Raw genomic sequence first — 20,375 nt, 5'->3', positions numbered from 1 at the left:
CTGCCCAATCCGTGCAATGCTGCGCTTGCACAGGCTGGTGCAATGGGTCTAGCTTGGGACATGCAGGTCTACCTTCCCATCGCCGAGGTCTCTATCAATATCTTCCTCCTGCTTGGCCTAGGCGGCCTTGTGGGCGTGCTCTCTGGCATGTTCGGGGTGGGCGGCGGATTTCTCCTGACGCCGCTGCTGTTCTTCATCGGCGTGCCACCGGCTGTCGCCGTGGCCACCGGCGCCAACCAGATCGTCGCCTCCTCTGTCTCGGGCCTGATGGCCCATCTCAAGCGCAAGACAGTGGACCTGCGCATGGGCACGGTGCTGTTGATCGGCGGCCTGATCGGCGCAGGTCTGGGCGTCTTTCTGTTCAACTACCTGAAGTCGCTGGGTCAGGTCGATCTCCTGATCAACCTTTGCTACGTGGTCTTTCTCGGCATCATCGGCGCGCTGATGTTCGTCGAAAGCCTGAACGCCCTGCGCAAATCCCGCCGTGGTGCCCGCCCGCCCCGCAAGAAACACAACTGGGTTCACAACCTGCCGTTCAAGATGCGCTTTCGCACCTCGGGCCTCTATATCTCGGTTATTCCGCCGGCTCTGGTGGGGCTCAGCGTCGGCGTCCTTTCGGCGGTGATGGGGGTCGGCGGAGGCTTCATCATGGTCCCGGCCATGATCTACCTGCTCAACATGCCGACCAAGGTGGTTGTCGGCACCTCGCTGTTCCAGATCATCTTTGTCACCGCCTTCAGCACGATGCTGCACGCCACCACCAACTACACGGTCGACGTGATGCTGGCGGTCCTGCTGATCGTCGGCGGCGTGATCGGGGCGCAGGTGGGCACCACCATCGGCACCCGCCTGCGGGCCGAACAACTGCGCATCCTGCTGGCCGGTCTGGTTCTGCTTGTCTGCGGCAAGCTGGCGCTGGACCTGTTGCTCACCCCTTCCGAACTCTACCTCATCGCCGGGCCGGGGGGGCACTGATGCGGTACCTGATTGCCCTCTTCCTGACGCTGCTCTCCCAGCCCGCCAAGGCCGAGGAAGTCGTGCTTGGCCTCAGCCATGACACCGTCCAGATCTCGACCGATTTCGACGGCTCCGAAATCCTGATCTTCGGCGCGGTCAAACGCGACAGCACCATTCCCGACGAACCGCTTCAGGTCATCGTCGCCGTCGCGGGCCCCAAGACACCGCTCACCGTCTGGCGTCAGGCGCGCCGCTTCGGCATCTGGATCAACGCCCACGCGGTTGAGGTCGACGCCGCGCCCAGCTTCTACGCCATCGCCACCTCGACCGCCTGGAACGAGGCGATTTCCGACACCGAGGACCTGCGCCACCGGATCTCGATCCCGCGCGCCATCCGCTCTGTCGGCGCGCCCATGGACATCCCCGACGCCCAGAGCTTCACCGACGCGGTGATCCGCATCCGCACTGAGGCGGGGCTCTACCAGCTCCATGAAAACACCGTCACCCTGCGCGAACAGACGCTCTTCGACACGGCCATTTCCATGCCGGCAAACCTGACCGAAGGCGCCTACCCCACCCGCATCTTCCTCACCCGTGGCGGGGCCGTTATCTCGACCTATGAAACGGTGATCGAGGTGCGCAAGGTCGGCCTTGAACGCTGGCTCTACATTCTGTCACGGCAGCAACCCTTCATCTACGGGCTGATGTCGCTGGCCATCGCCATCGCAGCGGGCTGGGGCGCCTCCTCCGCCTTCCGCATCCTGAGATCGCAATGAGCCGCACGCCCCCTGGCACCCGCGCCGAATACCGCGCGTTTCGCATGCTGCCCACCCGCTGGATGGACAACGACGAATACGGTCACATGAACAACGCGACCTACCTGTCGCTCTTCGACACGGCGATCAGCCTCTGGCAGATGGACAATGGCATCGCCATACGCGGCCCCGGGGCGCTGCGCTTTCTGGTGGTCGAAACCGGCTGCCGCTACCACGCCGAAGCCGGCTTCCCGGACGTGATCCATGCCGGTCTGCGTATCGCGCATCTCGGCACTTCCTCCATGCGGACAGAGGTCGGGCTGTTCCGCAATGACGAAACCACGGCCTGTACCGAAGGCTTCTTCACCCAGGTCCTGACCGGCGACGACGCCCGCCCAATGCCGATCCCGGATGAGATCCGCGCCCGCCTTCAGACCCTCCTGACCTGACAGGCCGCGCCGCGGATCCGCCGCCCGACCCGCCCGACACCACTCCCGTCTTCTTTGGGCTCAGAAATACCTCGGGGTGAATTGGTCCCGGACATGGTCCGGGGGCAAGAGGGGCAGCGCCCCTCGCCCGCTTGCGGGGTCCCCCCGCAAGCTCCCACAGACGCTCCGCAGGCGCGCCCGCCGGATCACGCCTTTTCGTGAAAAAACGCGTAGATCCGTTCCGCCAGGGCCTCGCTCACCCCCTCGACCGCCTTCAGATCGGCAAGATTGGCGCGGCTCACCGCCTTGGCCGATCCGAAATGCGCCATCAGCGCGCGTCGGCGCGCGGCGCCCACACCCGGCACCTCGTCCAGCGGATTGGCCAACTGCGCCTTGGCCCGCTTGGCCCGATGCGTGCCGATCGCAAACCTGTGCGCCTCGTCGCGCAGGCGCTGCACGAAATACAGCACCGGATCGTTGTGGCGCAGCGCAAAGGGCCGCTGCCCGGGGCGGTGGAACTCTTCCTTGCCGGCGTCCCGGTCGATCCCCTTGGCCACCCCCACAAAGGGCACGTCGTCCACACCATGTTCCGCCATGATCTCGGCCACAGCGCTTACCTGCCCGGCGCCGCCGTCGATCAGCATCAGGTCCGGCCACAGCCCCTTGTCGCGGTCGGGATCGTCCTTCTGCAACCGTGTCAGGCGGCGATGCAGGACCTCCTTCATCATGCCAAAGTCATCCCCCGGCACCAGATCCTCACCCTTGATGTTGAACTTGCGGTACTGGTTCTTGATGTAGCCGTCCGGCCCGGCCACGATCATCCCGCCCACGGCATTGGTGCCCTGGATATGGCTGTTGTCGTAGACCTCGACCCGCGCGGGCGGCGCATCAAGGCCAAAGGCCTCTGCCAGCCCCTTCAGCAACTTGGCCTGCGCCGCGCTCTCGGACATCTTGCGGCCAAGGCTCTCCCTGGCATTGCGCAGCGCCCCGTCGATCAACTCCGCCTTCTCGCCCCTCTGCGGGACGGTGATCTCGACCTTGCGTCCCGCCTTCTCGGCCAAGGCTTCACACATTAAGTCCACATCCTCGATCCCGTGGCTCAGAAGCAGCAAGCGCGCCGGTTCCTTCTGGTCGTAGAACTGGCCCAGAAAGGCCTCCATGACCTCTGCGTGACTTACGTCCTCGCCCACGCGGGGATAGAAATCCTGATTGCCCCAGTTCTGGTTCGCGCGGATGAAAAACACCTGCACACAGGCCTGCCCGCCTTCCATGTGCAGCGCGATCACGTCGGCCTCGGCGGTGGTCTGCGGGTTGATCCCCTGCGCCGTCTGCACCTGAGTCAGCGCGCGGATACGGTCGCGCAGGGCGGCCGCGCGCTCGAACTCCATCGCCTCAGAGGCCTCTTGCATCTGCGCCTTCAACTGCGCCTGGATCTGCGTCGATCGCCCCGACAGAAACCGCTGCGCGTCCTTGACGCTGGCGCCGTACTCCTCGGGGCTGATCTTGCCCACGCAAGGCGCGCTGCAGCGCTTGATCTGGTGTTGCAGGCAGGGCCGCGTGCGCGTCTCAAACATCGAGTCAGTGCAGTTGCGCAGCAAAAACGCCTTCTGCAACTGGTTCAGCACCCGGTTGACCGCGCCCGCGCTGGCGAAGGGACCATAGTAGTGGCCCTTTTCCTTCTTCGCGCCGCGATGCTTCTTGATCATCGGGTATTCGTGATCGGTCACGAGGATGTTCGGAAACGACTTGTCGTCGCGCAAGAGCACGTTGAACTTGGGCTTCAGCTGCTTGATCAGGTTCTGCTCAAGCAGCAGCGCCTCTGTCTCTGTCCGCGTGGTCAGGAACATCATCGACGCGGTGTCAGAGATCATCCGTTCGATGCGCCGCGAATGCTGCGCCGAGGGCCGGGAATAGCTCGACACCCGCGCCTTCAGGTTCCGCGCCTTGCCGACGTAGAGCACGCGCGACTGCTCATCCAGCATCCGGTAGACACCCGGAGAACTGTCCAGCGTCCTCAAATAGCCCTGAATCACCTTGTAGCCTGTCAGGACCGGATCGGTGCTTTCCTCACCCTGCATTCCACCTCACCCGTTAACGTTGTGTTAAGCTTCGATTCTGCTCTTGGCTGCAATGCCATGGTTGCCGTTTCAAGTAGGATTGCATCCACTGAATATGTGGATAAGTCTGTAGGCAAAATCTGGGCAGGTCGATTTTTTCCTTGTATTGAGCCTACTTCACAGGATTGCACAAAATTTAGGCGATAAATCAATCCATTGATTATAAAGGATATTTTTTACCACGTTACGCAAACCCTTGAGAAACTTTACATTTTTGTAACGCTTTTGTCAGGGCTCTGTGACCAGTGCAAAACTCTTTCGGATAGGTCCTATTCCACCCCGGTGACATCGGGAGTCTGCCATGCGAGGTGCTGCCCCCCGTCCACGCAGAACAGCTGTCCCGTGACGCTTTTGGCCGACAAAAGGTAAACCAGAGCCGCCGTGATATCCTCGGGATCAGAGCCGCGTTCCAGCACGGTAGCGGCCCGCTGGCGGGCAAAGGCCTCTGCGTCCTGCCGTCCGCCTTGCAGCGTCGGCCCCGGCCCGATGGCGTTCACCCGCACCCGTGGGGCCAGCGCCTGCGCCGCCGTCCGGGTCAGCGTCCAGAGCGCCGATTTGGCCAGCGTGTAGGTCATGAATTCGGGCGTCAGCTTGCGCACCCGCTGGTCGATCATGTTGACCACCAGCCCCTGCGCCACAGGCTCTCCCCGGTCATCGTACAGGGGATCGGGCATCTGCGCAGCCAGCGCCTGCATCAACACAAACGGCGCGCGCAGGTTGGAGCCGAAATGCCGGTCCCAGCTGTCGCGCGTGGCACTGCCGATATCGTCATGCTCAAAGATCGAGGCGTTGTTCACCAGAACCGTCAGCGGCCCGCCCAGCGCCTCCGCCGCCCGCCCGACCAGCGCCCCGGTCTGCGCCTCGTCCAGCAGGTCCGCCTGCAGCGCCGCGGCCTGCCCGCTCCGCGCCCGAATGCCTGCGACTACCTCCTCGGCGGCCGCCTCGGACCCGGCATAATGCACCGCCACAGCGTAGCCCTGTTCCGCCAGCGTCTCGGCCATCGCACGGCCCAGCCGCCGACCAGCGCCTGTCACCAGCGCGCGCCCCGTCACATCGCTCATGTGCGCTCCTTCACAACAGTACGATTGTGACATAGCCCAGATAAAGCGCCGTCAATCCGATCCCCCAGGGGCGTGTCAGATCGCGGCCGAAAAAGACGAAAGGCAGCAGGATCAGCGACGCGCCCAGCATCACCCACAGGTCGAACTGCAAAAAGCCCGGACCGACGCCGATCGGCGCGATCAGCGAGGCCACCCCGATAATGGCCAGCAGGTTGAACAGGTTGGAACCGATCACGTTGCCGATGGCCACATCCGCCTGTTTGCGGATTGCCGCCATGACCGTCGTCGCCAGTTCCGGCAGGGAGGTCCCCAGCGCCACCAGCGTGAGTCCGATCACCGCGTCCGGAACCCCGAACATGCGGGCGATTTCCTCGGCGCTGTCCACCAGCAGATCCGCCCCCAGCGGCAGGCCGATCAGGCCCAGCGCCAGAAACAGCCCGATCTTCCACCACGGCATGTCCGGATCTGCGCCCTCGGGCTCTTCCAGGTCTTCCTCGGCCTGCCCGGCCGCCCGATGCGCAAGGGCATCGCGCACCTGGCTGCCCAGGATCACCACAAGAACCGTCAGCAGGATCAGCGCCGAGATCCAGTCGAACACCCCGCGAAAGGCCAGCGCGATGAACAGAACGGACCCCGCCAGCATCTGCAAATAGCTCTTGCGGGTGTCGCACTGGCTGGTGTGCATGATCGTGATCAGCGCGGGCACCCCCAGCACCAGCAACACGTTGGCGGTGTTGGATCCCACGACGTTGCCCAGCGCGATGCCCGGTGCACCGTTCAGTGCCGCCTTGATGGAAATCAGCAATTCCGGGGCAGAGGTGCCAAAGGCCACGATGGTCAGGCTGACGATCAGCGCCGGGATCCCCATGCGCAGCGATACGTTCACCGCCCCTTTGACCAGCGCATCCCCGGCCAAAAGCAGAATCAGCAGGCCCAGCCCCGCATAGACGAAAACCATCTCAGCTTTTCCCCTTTTGGCAGTCGCAGGGACCCTTGCCGATCTTGTAGCGCCCGCACTTCGGGCATTTCTGAGACCCTATCCGCGTGCGCTTGCGCAGGGCGTCCAGTTGCTTGGACCCCGGCATCCGGAATTTCCCGAAAAAGCCAAGAACAGCGATAAACGCCAGGAACAGCGCGACAATCTTGACGATCAAGACAGACCAAACCGCGCAAATTCAGCGCGTTCCTCGATCTCGCCCAGTGCGCCCTGCACCGCAGAGGCACCCAGTCGCGGCAAAAGCGGCTTGCGCGCCTCATAGCGCTTGAACCGCACCTTGTCTCCGAACATCTCTTTCATCTTCGGGACCAGATGACCGACACCGTCGATCAGACCCTCGTCCAGCGCCGCCTGACCAACCCAGACCTCACCGGTGAACAGGTCGGGATTGTCCGACAGCTTGTCGCCGCGCCGGTCCTTCACATGGCCGATGAAGGTGCCGTGCAACTGCTCCAGCAGCTTGCTCAGCCGTTCGACATCCTCTTCCTTTTCAGGGCGGAACGGGTCCAGCATGCTCTTGGATTTTCCGGCCGTGTGCACGCGCCGTTCGATCCCCTGCCGCTGCAGAAAGACCGGCAGGCCAAAGCCCGCGGAAATCACGCCGATGCTGCCCAGAACCGAACTGGGATCGGCCCAGATCTCATCGGCCGCACTGGCAATCCAGTAGCCGCCAGAGGCCGCCACATCCTCGACAAAGGCATAAACCGGCACCTCGGACTCTACGGCCAACCGCCGGATCCGCGCCCCGATCAAAGAACTCTGTACCGGAGAGCCGCCGGGAGAATTGATCTCCAGCGCCACGGCGTCCGGCTTGGACTTGAACGCCTTTTCCAGGATTGTGGCCAGCGACCGGTCGCTGATGCTCGACCGCCCGGCCATGCCGATCGCGCCCTGCAGGCGCACGACAGAGACCCGCGGAGCGGATTTCATGAAAGGGATCCAACGTCTCATGCGCAGCGATGTAGAGGCGGGCCGCTGGACAAACAAGGCAGACACCGAAAAGACCCGACGTTGTGGCCCAATGGCCGCTTGTCTTTGCCGGAAAACCGGGCACCGAAAAGACCGCATCAGCGGGGCAATCCGCCTCTCTCTCGCGCACCCCCCCAAGGGACGGTGGGCGGGGCGATGTTGCCGAAGGCGACGAGCGTCGTCCCTCTGTCCCTCAGAAGAAACTCTGAGGGTCGATATCGATCGCCATCCGCAAATCGCCCGACAGCCGCACCTGCGCCGCCCAATCGGCCAGCGCCCCCTGCAGCGCCACACCCTTCGGTGCCTTGATCAGCAGGCGAACCCGGTGCCGCCCCCGGACCCGTGCAATCGGCGCGGGCGCGGGACCATAGACCTCGGCCCCGATCTCGCGCAGCACCCCGTCATTCCGTGCGAGGTAGTTGCCAAGGTCAAACACCTTGCCCACATCGCCACCGGACAGGATCACCCCGGCCAGCCGCCCATAGGGCGGCATGCCCACCGCCCGGCGCTCATCAGCCTCGGCGGTCCAGAACGCCTCTTCATCCCCACCCAGAATCGCCCGGATCACCGGGTGCTCGGGCTGATAGGTCTGCAACAAGGCCTCGCCGGGTTTTTCCGCCCGCCCCGCGCGCCCCGCAACCTGCCGCATCAGCTGAAAGGTCCGCTCGGCCGCGCGCAGGTCCGATCCCTGCAGGCCAAGATCCGCGTCGATCACCCCCACCAGCGTCAGCAGCGGAAAATTGTGCCCCTTGGCCACCAGTTGCGTGCCAATGACGATATCCGCCCCGCCCGCCGCAATCGTCTCGATCTGCGCCTTCAACTCGCGCGCCGTGCCGAACAGGTCCGAGGACAACACCGCGATTCGCGCATCGGGAAAGGCTTCCGCCGCTTCCTCGGCCAGACGCTCGACCCCCGGCCCCACGGCGGCCAGCTTGCCCTCGACCTGACAGGAGGGGCAAACCTCCGGCAGCGGTTTGCTCTCGCCGCACTGATGACAGACCAGCCGTTTCAGGAACCGATGCTCGACCATCCGCGCGTCGCAATGGTCACAGCCGATCTGCATCCCGCAGGCCCGGCACAGCGTCACCGGCGCATAGCCGCGCCGGTTGATGAACAGCAGCGCCTGTTCGCCCTTTTCCATCCGCGTCTTGACTGCGCGTTGCAGGCTGGGCGAAATCCAGCGGTTCGACGGCAGATCCTCGGCCCGCATGTCCAGCGCCTTCATCTCGGGCAGCACCGCGGCCCCGAAACGCGACGTCAGGTCCAGACGCTTGTACTTGCCCGCGTCCGCATTGGCCCAGCTTTCCAGCGAGGGTGTGGCCGAGGCCAGCACCACCTGCGCCCCAAGGATCGAGGCGCGCAGCACCGCCATGTCCCGCGCGTTGTAGAGAACCCCGTCTTCCTGCTTGTAAGAGGTGTCATGTTCTTCATCGACGACGATCAGGCCCAGCCGCTGAAACGGCAGGAACAGGGCAGAGCGCGCGCCGACAACCACCTGCGCCTGCCCGTCTCCCACCATGCGCCAGACGCGGCGGCGTTCGGTCATGGTCACCCCGGAATGCCACTCGGCCGGGCGCGCGCCAAACCGCGCTTCGACCCGCGTCAGGAACTCGGCCGACAGCGCGATTTCCGGCAACAGGACCAACGCCTGCCGCCCCTGCCGCAGTGCCTCTGCCACGGCCTCGAGGTACACCTCGGTCTTGCCGGAGCCTGTGACGCCCTTCAACAGCACGGTTTCATAGCGCCCGGCCCGCTGACCGGCGCGCAGAACCTCTGCCGCCATGCCCTGATCCGGCGTCAATTCCTTGTTGCCCCGGTCCGGATCCAGCGGCGGAAAGCCGGTGTCACGCGGCGTGTCCTCCTCAAGGATCGCGCCGCTCTTGACCAGCCCCTTGACGACAGAGGGCGTCACCCCCGCCATCTCGGCCAGTTCCTTGAGCGTCAGCGCCAGCCCGCCCACCTCGCGCGCGGCATCGATCACCCGCGTGCGCGCATCGGTCATGCGTGGCGGCTCGCCCTCGCCCAGCCGGTAAACCTTGCGCATTGAGGGCGGATCGCCCAGCCCCGGCGCCCGCGTCGCCAGCCGTAGCATCGCGGGCAAGGGCGTCAGCGTGTAGGCGGCGGCCTTTTCGATGAAAACGCGCATCTCCTCGCGCATCGGCGCGGCGTCCAGCACCCGATTCACCCTGCGAATCTTCGAGATGTCGAAATCCCCGCGCCCCGGTCCCCAAACCACGCCCAGCACTTTGCGCGGCCCCAAAGGCACCTCGACAAAGGCCCCCAGCCAGCAACCGCCCTCCGGCGCGCGGTAATCCAGCACCCGGTCCAGCGGCTGCGTGGTCAACACCCCGACAAGGGCGCCTTCTTCAAAGAATTCCGGGGTAGTGATCGGCATGCAAAAGGGGTAAATCGCTGAACACGAAAGGCCAAGCCATCAAGGAGCGTAGCCGATGAAATTCTTCGTAGACACCGCAGAGATCGACGCCATCGCGGAACTGAACGACCTGGGCATGGTCGACGGCGTCACCACCAACCCGTCGCTGATCATGAAATCCGGCCGTGACATCCTCGAAGTCACCAAGGAAATCTGCGACCTCGTCTCGGGCCCGGTTTCTGCCGAGGTGGTCGCCACCGAGGCCGACGCCATGATCGCCGAAGGCCGCAAGCTGGCGGAAATCGCCGAGAACATCGCCGTCAAGGTGCCGCTGACCTGGGACGGGCTGAAGGCCTGCAAGGTGCTGACCGACGAAGGCCGCATGGTCAACGTCACGCTGTGCTTTTCCGCCAATCAGGCCCTGCTGGCCGCCAAGGCGGGCGCAACCTTCATCTCGCCCTTCATCGGGCGGCTGGATGATCTGAACATGGACGGTCTGGAACTGATCGCCGACATCCGCGAGATCTATGACAACTACGGATTCGAGACGCAGATCCTCGCCGCCTCGATCCGCACCGCCAACCACATGTCGGACTGCGCCAAGATCGGCGCCGACGTGGCCACCGCGCCTCCGGGTGTCATAAAGGCGATGGCGAACCACGTGCTGACCGACAAGGGGCTGGCTCAGTTCCTGAAAGACGCGGAAAGCGCGGGCATCAAGATCGTCTGACCGCGCAAGTCCCGAACAAAGGAGTGGGGGCGCTGCCCCCACACCCCCGGCGGTATTTGAAAAGAGAAGAAACGAATAGGCGCGCCCCTTGCTTCTTCTCTTTCTAAATACGCCTCTTACCATTTCTGATTTTCGAAACGGTATGGGCAGCGCCTGCCCCTTTGCCGCAGAGGTTCTGGCCCGAACGGGTTCAGACGTTCGGCTCTCCCTGCAATCCCAACAGCTTGCGGAAACCGGTCCAGTAGCCCGGCAGCTTCGGCGGATCTTGCAGTCCGGCCAGCGCCTCCTCCGCCCAGGGCGCCATGGCGCGCGTGGCGAAGTCGCGGCCCCAGTCCAGATAGGCGCCCGCGTGTTCTGGCCGCAACCGGCAGGCCGAACCCACCAGACCGACCAGCGTTTCCGGTGGCGAATACCATTCGTCCTGAATGCCCGTGACCCGCCGCTGCATCAGCGGCCCGACAATCCGCATCAGCCGTTTGTCGGAAAAGGTCAGCAGCATACGCCCCATTTCCGCGCGCGAGTAATGGATCAGCGGCGGGAAGGTGTCGAAGAACACCGCCTCACCCGCGACAACCGCGAAATTCCGGATCGAGGGGTGAAAGCCGATCCGCCCCTCCTGCCCCTGTGCCCAGAGCCAGAACCGCGCGATGACCTGGCCCGCCGCCTCCATCATCTGCAAGGTTTCTTCCAATGAACCGGACTGCATCCGCGGGCGCATCAGGCTGTCGGTCGGCAGGGCCTGCTGCACGATCACCGGCACCTGCGCCCCGTCCAGATCCACGGTCAGCATCTCTGTCTCCGGCATCGGCACGCCCGCCGCCAGCAGGGCCGCCACGTAATCATCATGGCACCGCAGCAGCCGGTCCAGCTCCGCCGCATCGCGTAGCCCGCGATAGACCTTGATCACCTTGTCCGAATACGGCCCCTCGGCCGGCCGGAACGGTGCGCAGAAATAGCCGAGGCGGGAAATCGTCTGGCCGCGCGCATCGGCATCGGCGCGGATCAGGCGGGCAAGTTCGGCGGTATCACGCATGGGCAGGTCTCCTTCGCCGCTCGTTTACGCGCTCCCGAGCCGCTGCGCCACCTCCTCCAGCAGCGCCGCGATCTCATCGCGCGCACGGCTCTTGCCGCCTTCCTGTGCGCCGCGCCCCTGTCCCATCGCTTCGGCATAGCCGACACGGTTGCCCAGGGCCGCCTTTGCCACATCGGCCCCCAGCCGGGTTGCCGCCTGAACCACTTCGGCGTTCAGCCGCGTGCCGACGCGGGTCCGGTTCATCACCAGCAGCGTCGGACAGCGTTCGCGGGCGGCCAAATCCAGCACGCCTTCGGTCGCCCAGAGATCCACATGGCTGACGGACACCGGCACCACCACCAGATCCGCAACCCGCAGGGCCGGACGCAGATCGCTGTCCGCCTTGGGCGGCGTGTCGATGATGACGATATCATTGGCCGAGGTCAGCTTGCGCACCTCGTAGGACACGCCCCAGGCCGATGAGGTGGCGAAATCCATCCCCTCGCAGCTCTCCGGCGCGTTGTCGACACGGGTCATGAACCAGCGCCCCAGACTGCCTTGGGGGTCGAGATCGACCAGAGCCACCGTTTTGCCCTGCGCGCGGAACCCCAGCGCCAGATGGGCGGCCAGCGTGGTCTTGCCGCTGCCGCCTTTCTGCTGCGCCACCGTGATCACTTGTCCTGCCATTTGCGCTCCCCCGCGTGCATGTGGGCCGACTGTGCACGGGCCATGCGGGGGAATCCAGACCCGGCCGCACAATGCGCCCCGGCCTTTTGGCAAAAACGGTCTCTGGCGGCGGAACGCCGGATTTACAATCCGTTAACCAACGTGAAGATAGGGTTGCTGGATACAGCCGCTGCCACGGTTATTCCCATGCGCCTTGCCGCCCTGCTCTTTGTCATAATCTGCCTGGCCGCCCCCGGGGCCGAGGCCGGAGCTTGGCCGCGCCAGAAGGGCGACGGGTTTGCCAGCGTATCCGTGCGGCTTGGTTGGCCCCAGGATGTGAGGGAATGGATTTCGCTTGAACCGACGCGGGACTATTCCACGCTCTACGTCGAATATGGCCTGACGGATCGGCTGACACTGGGGCTGGACCTTGGCCACTCGGTTTCGGGGGCCGGCAAGACCGTGGCCTTTCTGCAATACCCGCTCCGCCGGGCCGACACCGGCCCGAAGGTCACCGGGCAACTGGGTTTCGGCGTGATTTCCGGCAAGGAGGTCGTGCGCCCGGGCGTATCTCTTGGCTGGGGACTGGAGAAAGGCTGGATCTCGGTCGACAGCGTGGCCGAGGCCTATCTCCAGACGGGACACGTCGACTACAAGGTGGATTTCACTTGGGGGCGCAATATCGGCAAGAACGGGCACAAGCTGATCCTGCAGCTTCAGACCGGCCAACCGGACGCGCGTGCGCCTTTTGCGCGGCTTGCACCCTCGCTAGTGGTGCCGGTGCGCGGCAGGTTCAAGGTCGAAACCGGGGTAACGATCGGACTGACCGGAGACAAGTCCGTCGGCTTGAAACTGGGCCTCTGGACGAACTTCTGAACTTGGCCCCAAAGGTCACGGGCCGCCGCGCAGCGGGCCAAGACAACCCCCACGGTGACGGCCCGGGGGGCTCCGTTCAGGCAGACACACCGGGCGCCGGAAGCACCTTCACGGCGGCAATCCGCCATGCGCCATCAACCTGAACCATCTGGTACTCCAGCACAAAGCGTTTGCCCTCCGCATCAGAGACCAGAACCTGTTGCGACAATTCCCCGTCAATCGTTCGCAGCGGCCCGAATTCCACGTCGCTTGGCCGCCAGACCATCGGGTAGCCCCGCCGCACCATGGCCCCAAAATTCTCGGGCGTGCGGAACATGTAGCGGATCGACGGGCTGGCGAAATCAAAGGCCGCCCCGAAATCATCCTTCAGGAAGGCGTCGATCTGGCTCTGGATTGTCCCTTCGATGGCGGGGTTCGGGGTCAGTGCATCCTGGGCCCAGACCGCCCCGGTCAGGCCGATACCGGCGACCAGTCCCAACAGTACCTTGCGCATGGCATTCTCCTCGTGGCTTTCCCAAAGGTAAGCCACAAGGAGACGAGGTCAAAATCACGCCCCGGTGACGACGCGCTCAGCCCAGTTCGCCCGCAAGGCCCCTTTCGATCAGCGCCACGGTCTCATCGACACCGTAGAGCGCGATGAACCCGCCGAACCGCGGTCCCTGGCTCTGGCCCAGCAGCACCTCGTAAAGCGCCTTGAACCAGTCGCGCAGGTTCTCGAACTCATGCGCCTTGCCAACGGCAAAGACCATCGACTGCAGCGTTTCGTCGTCGGTCGCCCCGTCATGCGCCCGCAGCTGCGCGGCAAGGTCTTCCATCGCGGCCCGCTCTTTCTCGTCCGGCGCGCGGAAGGTCTTGTTCGGCAGGACGAAGTCCTCGCAGTATTTCACCGCATAGCCCGCCGCCGCATCCAGATCGGGATGCGTTTCCGCCGTCGCATCAGGCGCATAGCGGCGGATGAAACCCCACAGTGTTTCCTTGTCATGCGCACCCGCCGCGCTGGCAAGGTTCAGCAGCATCGAGAACGGCACCACCATCTTCGATTCCGGCACCTCACCGTTGTGGATATGCCAGACCGGGTTCGCCAGCTGCGCCTTCTGATCCTGCGTCGCGTAGGCGCGCAGCTGCTGGTGATATTCGTCCATCGCCTTGGGGATGACGTCAAAATACATCCGCTTTGCCGTCTTGGGCTTGAGGAACATGAAATAGGACAGCGACTCGGTCGAGGCATAGGTCAGCCACTCGTCGATCGAGATGCCGTTGCCCGAGGATTTGGAGATCTTCTGACCCTTGTCGTCGAGGAACAGCTCATAGGTGAAATGCTCCGGCGCCTTTGCCCCCAGCGCCCGGCAGATGCCGTCATAGATCGGCGTGTTGGTGCTGTGGTCCTTGCCATACATCTCGAAATCGACGCCCAGCGCGGCCCAGCGCGCGCCGAAATCCGGCTTCCACTGCAGTTTCACATTGCCGCCGGTGACGGGCAGCGTCCATTCGCGCCCATCTTCGTCGTCAAAGGTGATCTCACCCTTTTCCGCGTCCACGTTCTTCATCGGCACGTACAACACGCGCCCCGTTTCCGGGTGGATCGGCAGGAAGATCGAATAGGTTTGCTGGCGCTCCTCGCGCAGCGACTTCAGCATGATCTTCATCACGTCGTCATAACGTTCCGCCGCCCGCAGCAGGATCGGATCGAACTGGCCCGAGCGATAGAATTCGGTCGCCGAATAGAACTCGTACTCGAACCCGAAGGTATCGAGGAACCGCCGCAGCATGGCGTTGTTGTGGTCGCCGAAACTGTCGAATTCGCCGAACGGGTCCGGCACCGATGTCAGCGGCTTTTGCAGGTGCTCGCGCAGCATCTCCTGCTGGGGCACGTTGCCCGGCACCTTGCGCATCCCGTCCAGATCGTCCGAAAAACAGATCAGCCGCGTCGGAATGTCCGAAATCACCTCAAAGGCCTTGCGGATCATCGTGGTCCGCAGAACCTCGCCAAAGGTGCCGATATGCGGCAGGCCCGAGGGGCCATAGCCCGTCTCGAACAGCACGTAACCCTTGTCGGGGGGCGCCTTTTCATAGCGTTTGAGGATCCGGCGCGCCTCTTCGAAAGGCCATGCCTTTGAACTCATCGCGGCGTCACGCAGATCGGACATTTCAGTTGCTCCTGATGGAATGTTGCGCGCGCTTCCTATTGCCCCCCCGCCTCGCCGTCAATAAATTGCAGGGCTCAGGCACAATTCAGAACCAGAGGCCCCCATGTCCGACGAAGCCCACCCGCTCAGCCCGCAGGACTGCCTTGTGGCCCTGATGATCGCCGTTTCCGCATCGGATGAGAACATGCGCACCGCCGAACTGATCAAGATCGACTCGACGGTCAATCACCTGCCGATCTTCGCGGATTACGATTCGGACCGCGTTCGGGACATGTCGAGGCTGGTCTTCGACCTTTTCGAACAGGAGGACGGGCTGGACGCGCTCTTTGGGCTGATCCGGGACAACCTGCCCGAACGGCTGCACGAAACCGCCTATGCGCTCGCCTGTGACGTCGCCGCCGCCGACGGCAAGCTCTACGAGGCAGAGCTGCGCCTGCTCGAAGAGATTCGCCATGAGCTGGAAATCGACCGCCTGCACGCCGCCGCCATCGAACGCGGGGCGCGCGCGCGGCACCTTTCGCTGTGACTTTGCATTAAATCCGCCGGGCCGTCGCAGAATCGTTGCATAAATCCCATAGATTTCAGCGCAGTTGGCCCGGAACCCGCAAAGGTCAGGGAATCCGGACTGACCGGCGGTTAACCGCACGGTAGTCTCTCTTCAGGCAATTTTCCGCCAAAGCTGCCAAGCTTGATACCTGGAGGGACAAATGAATAAACTTGTGGCTGCTGCGCTTGGCGCGGCACTGTTCTGCGTTACACCGATGATGAGTCTTGCCGCCCCGCTGGTGGCCAAGGTCGACGTCTCAAACCAAACCATGGTCGTGATCTACAACGGGCAGGTCGCCTATCGCTGGCCCGTGTCCACCGCGCGCCCGGGCAAGATCACCCCGCGTGGCCAGTGGAAGGCCCAGTGGCTGTCCCAGTACCACAAATCCAGCCTCTACAATAACGCGCCGATGCCCTACTCGATCTTCTTCAACGGGGATTACGCGATCCACGGCACCAACCAGATCAGCCGCCTTGGCCGTCCGGCCTCTGCCGGCTGCGTGCGCCTGCATCCCGAACACGCCGCCGTGCTGTTCCGGCTGACGCAGAAGGTCGGGACCGAAAACATGAAGGTCGTGATCGACAACTGATCCCGCACGAAACACAGCAAAAGCCCGGGCCGGTTCTGCCACCGCCCGGGCTTTTTCATGCCGGTTTCAGACCTTTAGCCGGTATACAGGATGCCCCAGCGATCCATCAGCGCCTGCTGCAGCCGCTTTGCCCGGCCGTTCCAGCTGCGCCCGCCATCGGGGCGTTCCCGCTGATCCACCGTCAGACCGTCGCGGCGCGGAATATCGGCCGCAAAGATCGCAAAGGCCAGTTCCGTGCCGTCCGGCAGATCGATGAACCCCGCCAGCCCGCTGACGAAATTCAGCGTGCCGGTCTTGGCGCGCACCTTGACCGGGTGATCCTCGATCACCTTGTAATCGTCATCGCGCATCTCGATGGCCTTCAGCAGCGGCTTGATCCCCTGCCGTTGCCGCAGCGCCCGCAGGCAGCCCACCATCTGCGCCGCGCTGATCCGCGACTGATCGCCAAGGCCGGAATGATCCACAAGCGCCACACCGGGCACGCCCAGCGTCTGCAGGCACCATGCGTTCATGGCCGCCGCGGAATCGCCCAGCGTCGCCGGGGCCGCCCCGGTCCGCGCCACCGTGGCCGACAGCCCGACAACCTCGGCGGTCAGGTTGGTCGACCACTTCAGCATGTCCCGCAGGATCACCCGCAACGGCGCGCTCTCATGGCTGGCCAGTTCGGTCCCTCCGGGCGCGGCCGTGGCCACCTTGGGTGTCCCGGTTGTGATCCCCTGCGCACGCAACAGCGTCTGGAACACTTCGCCCGCATACAGTTCCGGCTTGCGCACCGGCAGCCACCGCGCCCCGCCATCGCCCAGCGCCCCGCGCGCCACTGTCCAGTTGTCGCGCCCGCCCCGGTCCTCATAGGTGTAGATCGGCAGTTTGCGATCGGCGAGCACCATCTTGGCCAGCCGCACATCCGGCGCATAGGCGGCAGAGCGCGCCTGCATCGTGACCGTGTAGTCGCTGCCCGCCCTGCGCCATTCGAAATGCACGCGGTTGTAGTTCAGGTTCAGCCCGGACACCGAAGGGTTATAGCCAACGTGATCGGGCTGCAGCGGGTCGATCCCCGGCAGCGTCGGCAGCCCGCCGCCCCAGACCTTCAGCTCGCCGGTGATCTTGGTCACACCGGCCTCGCTCACCGCCTTGGCAAGTCCGGCCAGCCCGTCGGTGTCCAGCGTCGGATCGCTGCCCCCGGCCAGCACCAGATCGCCGTCAAGAACCCCTTCGGCAATCGGCCCGGTCGCCACCACGCGGGTCACGAAATGATGCCCCGGCCCCAGCGTGTCCAGCGCATAGCCCGCCGTCAGCGCCTTGGCGACACTGGCCGGCGGCAGGCCCAGCGTCCCTTCGTGGCTTTCCATCACCTCGCCGGTGGCCACCTTGGCCACGCTGAAGGCAACCTTGCCATCCAGCCGGGCCTTTTCGATCAGGGCCTCGGCGGGGGGTTGAAACTGCTTCAATAAATCGTCGGACCGGCCCACCGGGCGAAGCGAGGTCAAAGGCGGTTCCGCTAGCACCGGAAAGGCCGCGCCGCTCATGGCAAACCCCGCGGCCCCGCTCAGGAACGCGCGTCTGGAAAAACCTTTTGTCATGGCGCTGATCTAAGCGATTCCCCGGCGGCGCGGCAACCGGCATGTTTGCCGCCGCTCTTCACGATTTCGCAGCCGTGTTCCATCGACCAGCCTCCCGGATGGCGGTCGAACTGAGATCGCTCATGGGCATGTTCACGAAACACCACGCAGGGGGCGCCATGACGGGCAACCGCGACGCGGCGCGCTTGCGCAGCTTGGCCGCGCGATAGATCCGGGCCGCCGGGGCGCTGCGCGCCGCGATGCGCAGACCCGGCCGCGCCAGAACCCCCACCGGCACCGTGTGCAGGATCTGCTTCCAGCTGTCCCAGCGATGGAACTGCGCAAGGTTGTCGGCCCCCATCAGCCAGACGAAATGCACGTCCGGATGGCGCGCCTGCGCCGCGGCCAGCGTCTCTGCCGTGAACCGCGTCCCGGCGCGCGCCTCGAAATCGCTGATCAGAATGCGCGGGTGTCCGGCCATCGCCTCCGCCGCCGCCATCCGCTCTTGCAGCGGCGCGGGCGGATTGGGTTTCAGCGGATTGCCTGGGCTCACCAGCCAGATCACCAAATCCAGCCGGAACCGCTTCAGCGCCTCGCGCGTCAGGTGCAGGTGCCCGGCATGCGGCGGATCAAAGGACCCGCCCAGCAGCCCCACCCGCGCCCCGGAGGGCAGCGCCCGTCCCATCAGGACACCGCTTTCGCGCGGCACGCGCGCCCGTGTCGGCAGTTGCACTCTCCAGACCTCCCGTGGCGCAGCGGCCCGCCCCGGACCAGTGCGGCGCGGCGATTTCTCCGATACGCGCTCCCGCCGGTTGAGGCAAGCGCTGCCCCCTGCCCCGGCCCCATATCGCACTGGCGTCAGCACCGATTGCACCATCCCGCACTTCGGGATACTTCACCCGGAACAGCGCGCACGCATGACAGGAGCGGATCATGGCCTCGTATCAGTATGTCTACCACATGGATGGCGTCTCCAAGACCTATCCCGGCGGCAAGAAATGCTTTGAAAACATCCGCCTGAACTTCCTTCCCGGGGTCAAGATCGGTGTCGTCGGCGTCAACGGCTCGGGTAAGTCGACGCTCATGCGCATCATGGCGGGCATCGACAAGGACTTCACCGGCGAGGCCTGGGCCGCCGAGGGCGCCAAGGTCGGCTATCTCCCGCAGGAGCCACAACTGGACGAGTCGCTGAGCGTCCGCGAAAACGTCATGCTGGGCGTGGCCGGGAAAAAGGCCATCCTCGACAAGTACAACGACCTGGCCATGAACTACTCGGACGAGACCGCCGACGAGATGGCCAAGCTGCAGGACCAGATCGACGCCGAGAACCTCTGGGATCTCGACAGCCAGATCGACGTCTCGATGGAGGCGCTGCGCTGCCCCCCCGATGACGCCGACGTCAAGACCCTCTCGGGCGGTGAACGCCGCCGCGTGGCATTGTGCAAGCTGCTGCTCGAAGCGCCCGACATGCTGCTGCTCGACGAACCGACCAACCACCTTGACGCGGAAACCATCGCCTGGCTGCAGAACCACCTGATGGAGTACAAGGGAACGATCCTGATCGTCACCCACGACCGCTATTTCCTCGACGACATTACCAGCTGGATCCTCGAACTCGACCGTGGCCGCGGCATCCCCTACGAGGGCAACTATTCCGCATGGCTGGAACAAAAGGCCAAGCGGCTGGAACAAGAGGCGCGCGAGGACAAGGCCAAGCAGAAGACGCTGGAACGCGAACTGGAATGGATGCGGCAGGGCGCCAAGGCGCGTCAGGCCAAATCCAAGGCCCGGATCAACTCCTACAACGAGATGGCCAACCAGTCAGAGCGAGAAAAGGTCGGCCGCGCTCAGATCATCATCCCCAACGGCCCGCGTCTGGGCCAGAAGGTGATCGAGGTCGAGCACCTGAAAAAGGCCATGGGCGACAAGCTCTTGATCGAGGATCTGTCCTTTTCCCTGCCGCCGGGCGGCATCGTCGGCGTGATCGGCCCCAACGGCGCGGGTAAATCGACCCTGTTCAGGATGCTGACCGGCCAAGAGGCGCCCGACGCCGGGACGCTGGAATACGGCGACACGGTCAAGCTGGCCTATGTCGACCAGTCGCGCGATGACCTCTCGGCCAATGATACCGTCTGGGAGGCGATCTCCGGCGGGGCCGAACAGATCAAGCTTGGGGATGCGGAAATGAACTCCCGCGCCTATTGCTCGGCCTTCAACTTCAAGGGCGGCGACCAGCAGAAGAAGGTCGGCCTGCTCTCGGGCGGTGAACGCAACCGCGTGCACATGGCGCGTCTGCTGAAAGAGGGCGGCAACGTCATCCTGCTCGACGAACCGACCAACGACCTTGACGTGGAAACCCTGCGCGCTTTGGAAGACGCGCTGGTCGATTTCGCCGGCTGCGCCGTGGTCATCTCACACGACCGCTTCTTCCTCGACCGGATCTGTACCCACATCCTCGCGTTTGAGGGTGAGGCGCATGTGGAATGGTTCGAAGGCAACTTCGAGGATTACGAAGAGGACAAGAAGCGCCGTCTGGGGGCAGATGCGCTGGAGCCGACACGGTTGAAGCACAAGAAGTTCACGAGGTAGTC

Annotated in this window: 19 protein-coding genes; 8 read left to right on the top strand and 11 right to left on the bottom strand. The window is 64.4% G+C overall.

The window, feature by feature from the left end; translation table 11 throughout:
- The first annotated feature begins 60 nt into the window (after positions 1-60).
- From ACTXGA_RS08150 to ACTXGA_RS08140, 3 genes are read left to right on the top strand one after another with little or no spacing between them, the layout of a single operon-like run.
- Positions 61-975, top strand: coding sequence for a sulfite exporter TauE/SafE family protein (locus ACTXGA_RS08150; RefSeq protein ID WP_443392707.1), 915 nt, complete (start codon positions 61-63; stop codon positions 973-975).
- Entirely contained in the window at positions 975-1,733 is a 759-nt protein-coding gene (locus ACTXGA_RS08145) for a TIGR02186 family protein (RefSeq protein ID WP_443392650.1), read from the top strand. Before ACTXGA_RS08150 ends, ACTXGA_RS08145 begins: the two co-directional genes overlap by 1 nt.
- Positions 1,730-2,161, top strand: coding sequence for an acyl-CoA thioesterase (locus ACTXGA_RS08140; RefSeq protein ID WP_443392649.1), 432 nt, complete (start codon positions 1,730-1,732; stop codon positions 2,159-2,161). The genes ACTXGA_RS08145 and ACTXGA_RS08140 overlap by 4 nt, the downstream gene beginning before the upstream one ends.
- Before the next feature lie 185 nt (positions 2,162-2,346).
- On the opposite strand, the gene uvrC is transcribed toward ACTXGA_RS08140, so the two are convergent.
- The 5 genes from uvrC to ACTXGA_RS08115 all read right to left on the bottom strand — a co-directional run bounded on the left by uvrC (position 2,347) and on the right by ACTXGA_RS08115 (position 9,679).
- Positions 2,347-4,218: an excinuclease ABC subunit UvrC gene (gene uvrC / locus ACTXGA_RS08135; RefSeq protein WP_443392648.1), complete on the bottom strand. Its 1,872-nt coding sequence runs from the start codon at positions 4,216-4,218 to the stop codon at positions 2,347-2,349.
- Positions 4,219-4,526: 308 nt separating this feature from the next.
- The gene (locus ACTXGA_RS08130; RefSeq protein ID WP_443392647.1) at positions 4,527-5,318 is read right to left on the bottom strand and encodes an SDR family oxidoreductase; all 792 of its coding nucleotides are present in this window, start codon (positions 5,316-5,318) and stop codon (positions 4,527-4,529) included.
- A gap of 10 nt (positions 5,319-5,328) precedes the next feature.
- Positions 5,329-6,276: a calcium/sodium antiporter gene (locus tag ACTXGA_RS08125; protein WP_443392646.1), complete on the bottom strand. Its 948-nt coding sequence runs from the start codon at positions 6,274-6,276 to the stop codon at positions 5,329-5,331.
- Between the two features lie 192 nt (positions 6,277-6,468).
- On the bottom strand, positions 6,469-7,266 hold the full coding sequence (locus ACTXGA_RS08120; RefSeq protein WP_443392645.1) for a S49 family peptidase: 798 nt from the start codon (positions 7,264-7,266) through the stop codon (positions 6,469-6,471).
- 211 nt (positions 7,267-7,477) lie between these two features.
- Positions 7,478-9,679, bottom strand: a complete 2,202-nt coding sequence (locus ACTXGA_RS08115) for a primosomal protein N' (protein ID WP_443392644.1) — start codon at positions 9,677-9,679, stop codon at positions 7,478-7,480.
- 55 nt (positions 9,680-9,734) lie between these two features.
- Between ACTXGA_RS08115 and fsa the strand changes: the two genes are divergently transcribed.
- Positions 9,735-10,388 carry a fructose-6-phosphate aldolase gene (gene fsa, locus ACTXGA_RS08110; RefSeq protein ID WP_443392643.1) on the top strand — a complete coding sequence of 218 codons (654 nt, stop codon included), beginning with the start codon at positions 9,735-9,737 and terminating at the stop codon, positions 10,386-10,388.
- A 190-nt stretch (positions 10,389-10,578) separates the two neighbouring features.
- Here the strand turns inward: fsa and ACTXGA_RS08105 are convergent, their stop codons facing one another.
- Together ACTXGA_RS08105 and parA are read right to left on the bottom strand one after the other, a co-directional pair.
- A complete protein-coding gene (locus tag ACTXGA_RS08105; RefSeq protein ID WP_443392642.1) occupies positions 10,579-11,421 on the bottom strand; it encodes a DUF6206 family protein in 843 nt (280 codons plus the stop codon).
- Positions 11,422-11,445: 24 nt separating this feature from the next.
- Positions 11,446-12,087: a ParA family partition ATPase gene (gene parA / locus ACTXGA_RS08100; RefSeq protein WP_443392641.1), complete on the bottom strand. Its 642-nt coding sequence runs from the start codon at positions 12,085-12,087 to the stop codon at positions 11,446-11,448.
- 153 nt (positions 12,088-12,240) lie between these two features.
- On the opposite strand from parA, the gene ACTXGA_RS08095 reads away from it, so the two are divergent.
- The gene (locus ACTXGA_RS08095) at positions 12,241-12,942 is read left to right on the top strand and encodes a hypothetical protein (RefSeq protein ID WP_443392640.1); all 702 of its coding nucleotides are present in this window, start codon (positions 12,241-12,243) and stop codon (positions 12,940-12,942) included.
- Positions 12,943-13,018: 76 nt separating this feature from the next.
- On the opposite strand, the gene ACTXGA_RS08090 is transcribed toward ACTXGA_RS08095, so the two are convergent.
- Positions 13,019-13,435 (bottom strand): DUF4864 domain-containing protein, encoded by a 417-nt coding sequence (locus tag ACTXGA_RS08090; protein WP_443392639.1) that lies wholly within the window; start codon positions 13,433-13,435, stop codon positions 13,019-13,021.
- A gap of 76 nt (positions 13,436-13,511) precedes the next feature.
- On the bottom strand, positions 13,512-15,089 hold the full coding sequence (locus ACTXGA_RS08085) for a lysine--tRNA ligase (protein ID WP_443392638.1): 1,578 nt from the start codon (positions 15,087-15,089) through the stop codon (positions 13,512-13,514).
- A gap of 103 nt (positions 15,090-15,192) precedes the next feature.
- Here ACTXGA_RS08085 and ACTXGA_RS08080 point away from each other — a divergent pair, with 103 nt between their 5' ends.
- Together ACTXGA_RS08080 and ACTXGA_RS08075 are read left to right on the top strand one after the other, a co-directional pair.
- Entirely contained in the window at positions 15,193-15,615 is a 423-nt protein-coding gene (locus ACTXGA_RS08080; RefSeq protein ID WP_443392637.1) for a tellurite resistance TerB family protein, read from the top strand.
- Between the two features lie 181 nt (positions 15,616-15,796).
- A complete protein-coding gene (locus tag ACTXGA_RS08075; RefSeq protein ID WP_443392636.1) occupies positions 15,797-16,225 on the top strand; it encodes a L,D-transpeptidase in 429 nt (142 codons plus the stop codon).
- Between the two features lie 74 nt (positions 16,226-16,299).
- Here ACTXGA_RS08075 and dacB read toward each other — a convergent pair whose 3' ends face one another.
- Together dacB and ACTXGA_RS08065 are read right to left on the bottom strand one after the other, a co-directional pair.
- On the bottom strand, positions 16,300-17,805 hold the full coding sequence (gene dacB / locus ACTXGA_RS08070) for a D-alanyl-D-alanine carboxypeptidase/D-alanyl-D-alanine endopeptidase (RefSeq protein ID WP_443392635.1): 1,506 nt from the start codon (positions 17,803-17,805) through the stop codon (positions 16,300-16,302).
- Positions 17,806-17,863: 58 nt separating this feature from the next.
- Complete coding sequence (locus tag ACTXGA_RS08065) at positions 17,864-18,469, bottom strand: nicotinate-nucleotide adenylyltransferase (protein WP_443392706.1); 606 nt, start codon at positions 18,467-18,469, stop codon at positions 17,864-17,866.
- Positions 18,470-18,717: 248 nt separating this feature from the next.
- On the opposite strand from ACTXGA_RS08065, the gene ettA reads away from it, so the two are divergent.
- On the top strand, positions 18,718-20,373 hold the full coding sequence (ettA, locus tag ACTXGA_RS08060) for an energy-dependent translational throttle protein EttA (RefSeq protein WP_443392634.1): 1,656 nt from the start codon (positions 18,718-18,720) through the stop codon (positions 20,371-20,373).
- Positions 20,374-20,375: the final 2 nt, after the last annotated feature.

Source organism: Antarctobacter jejuensis (assembly GCF_052266595.1).
Classification (GTDB): domain Bacteria; phylum Pseudomonadota; class Alphaproteobacteria; order Rhodobacterales; family Rhodobacteraceae; genus Antarctobacter; species Antarctobacter jejuensis.
Note: the sequence above shows the minus strand (reverse complement) of the source record. Positions and strands in the feature narration are given on the sequence as shown.

Bases quoted from the DNA above. Each gene is read 5' to 3' on its own strand.
- ACTXGA_RS08145 (WP_443392650.1), top strand. From the start codon at position 975: ATGCGGTACCTGATTGCCCTCTTCCTGACGCTGCTCTCCCAGCCCGCC.
- dacB (WP_443392635.1), bottom strand. From the start codon at position 17,805: ATGACAAAAGGTTTTTCCAGACGCGCGTTCCTGAGCGGGGCCGCGGGG.
- ACTXGA_RS08120 (WP_443392645.1), bottom strand. From the start codon at position 7,266: ATGAGACGTTGGATCCCTTTCATGAAATCCGCTCCGCGGGTCTCTGTC.
- ACTXGA_RS08140 (WP_443392649.1), top strand. From the start codon at position 1,730: ATGAGCCGCACGCCCCCTGGCACCCGCGCCGAATACCGCGCGTTTCGC.
- ACTXGA_RS08105 (WP_443392642.1), bottom strand. From the start codon at position 11,421: ATGCGTGATACCGCCGAACTTGCCCGCCTGATCCGCGCCGATGCCGAT.
- ACTXGA_RS08150 (WP_443392707.1), top strand. From the start codon at position 61: ATGCAGGTCTACCTTCCCATCGCCGAGGTCTCTATCAATATCTTCCTC.
- ACTXGA_RS08115 (WP_443392644.1), bottom strand. From the start codon at position 9,679: ATGCCGATCACTACCCCGGAATTCTTTGAAGAAGGCGCCCTTGTCGGG.
- ACTXGA_RS08090 (WP_443392639.1), bottom strand. From the start codon at position 13,435: ATGCGCAAGGTACTGTTGGGACTGGTCGCCGGTATCGGCCTGACCGGG.
- uvrC (WP_443392648.1), bottom strand. From the start codon at position 4,218: ATGCAGGGTGAGGAAAGCACCGATCCGGTCCTGACAGGCTACAAGGTG.
- parA (WP_443392641.1), bottom strand. From the start codon at position 12,087: ATGGCAGGACAAGTGATCACGGTGGCGCAGCAGAAAGGCGGCAGCGGC.
- ACTXGA_RS08085 (WP_443392638.1), bottom strand. From the start codon at position 15,089: ATGTCCGATCTGCGTGACGCCGCGATGAGTTCAAAGGCATGGCCTTTC.
- ettA (WP_443392634.1), top strand. From the start codon at position 18,718: ATGGCCTCGTATCAGTATGTCTACCACATGGATGGCGTCTCCAAGACC.
- ACTXGA_RS08125 (WP_443392646.1), bottom strand. From the start codon at position 6,276: ATGGTTTTCGTCTATGCGGGGCTGGGCCTGCTGATTCTGCTTTTGGCC.
- ACTXGA_RS08080 (WP_443392637.1), top strand. From the start codon at position 15,193: ATGTCCGACGAAGCCCACCCGCTCAGCCCGCAGGACTGCCTTGTGGCC.
- ACTXGA_RS08065 (WP_443392706.1), bottom strand. From the start codon at position 18,469: ATGGGACGGGCGCTGCCCTCCGGGGCGCGGGTGGGGCTGCTGGGCGGG.
- ACTXGA_RS08075 (WP_443392636.1), top strand. From the start codon at position 15,797: ATGAATAAACTTGTGGCTGCTGCGCTTGGCGCGGCACTGTTCTGCGTT.
- fsa (WP_443392643.1), top strand. From the start codon at position 9,735: ATGAAATTCTTCGTAGACACCGCAGAGATCGACGCCATCGCGGAACTG.
- ACTXGA_RS08130 (WP_443392647.1), bottom strand. From the start codon at position 5,318: ATGAGCGATGTGACGGGGCGCGCGCTGGTGACAGGCGCTGGTCGGCGG.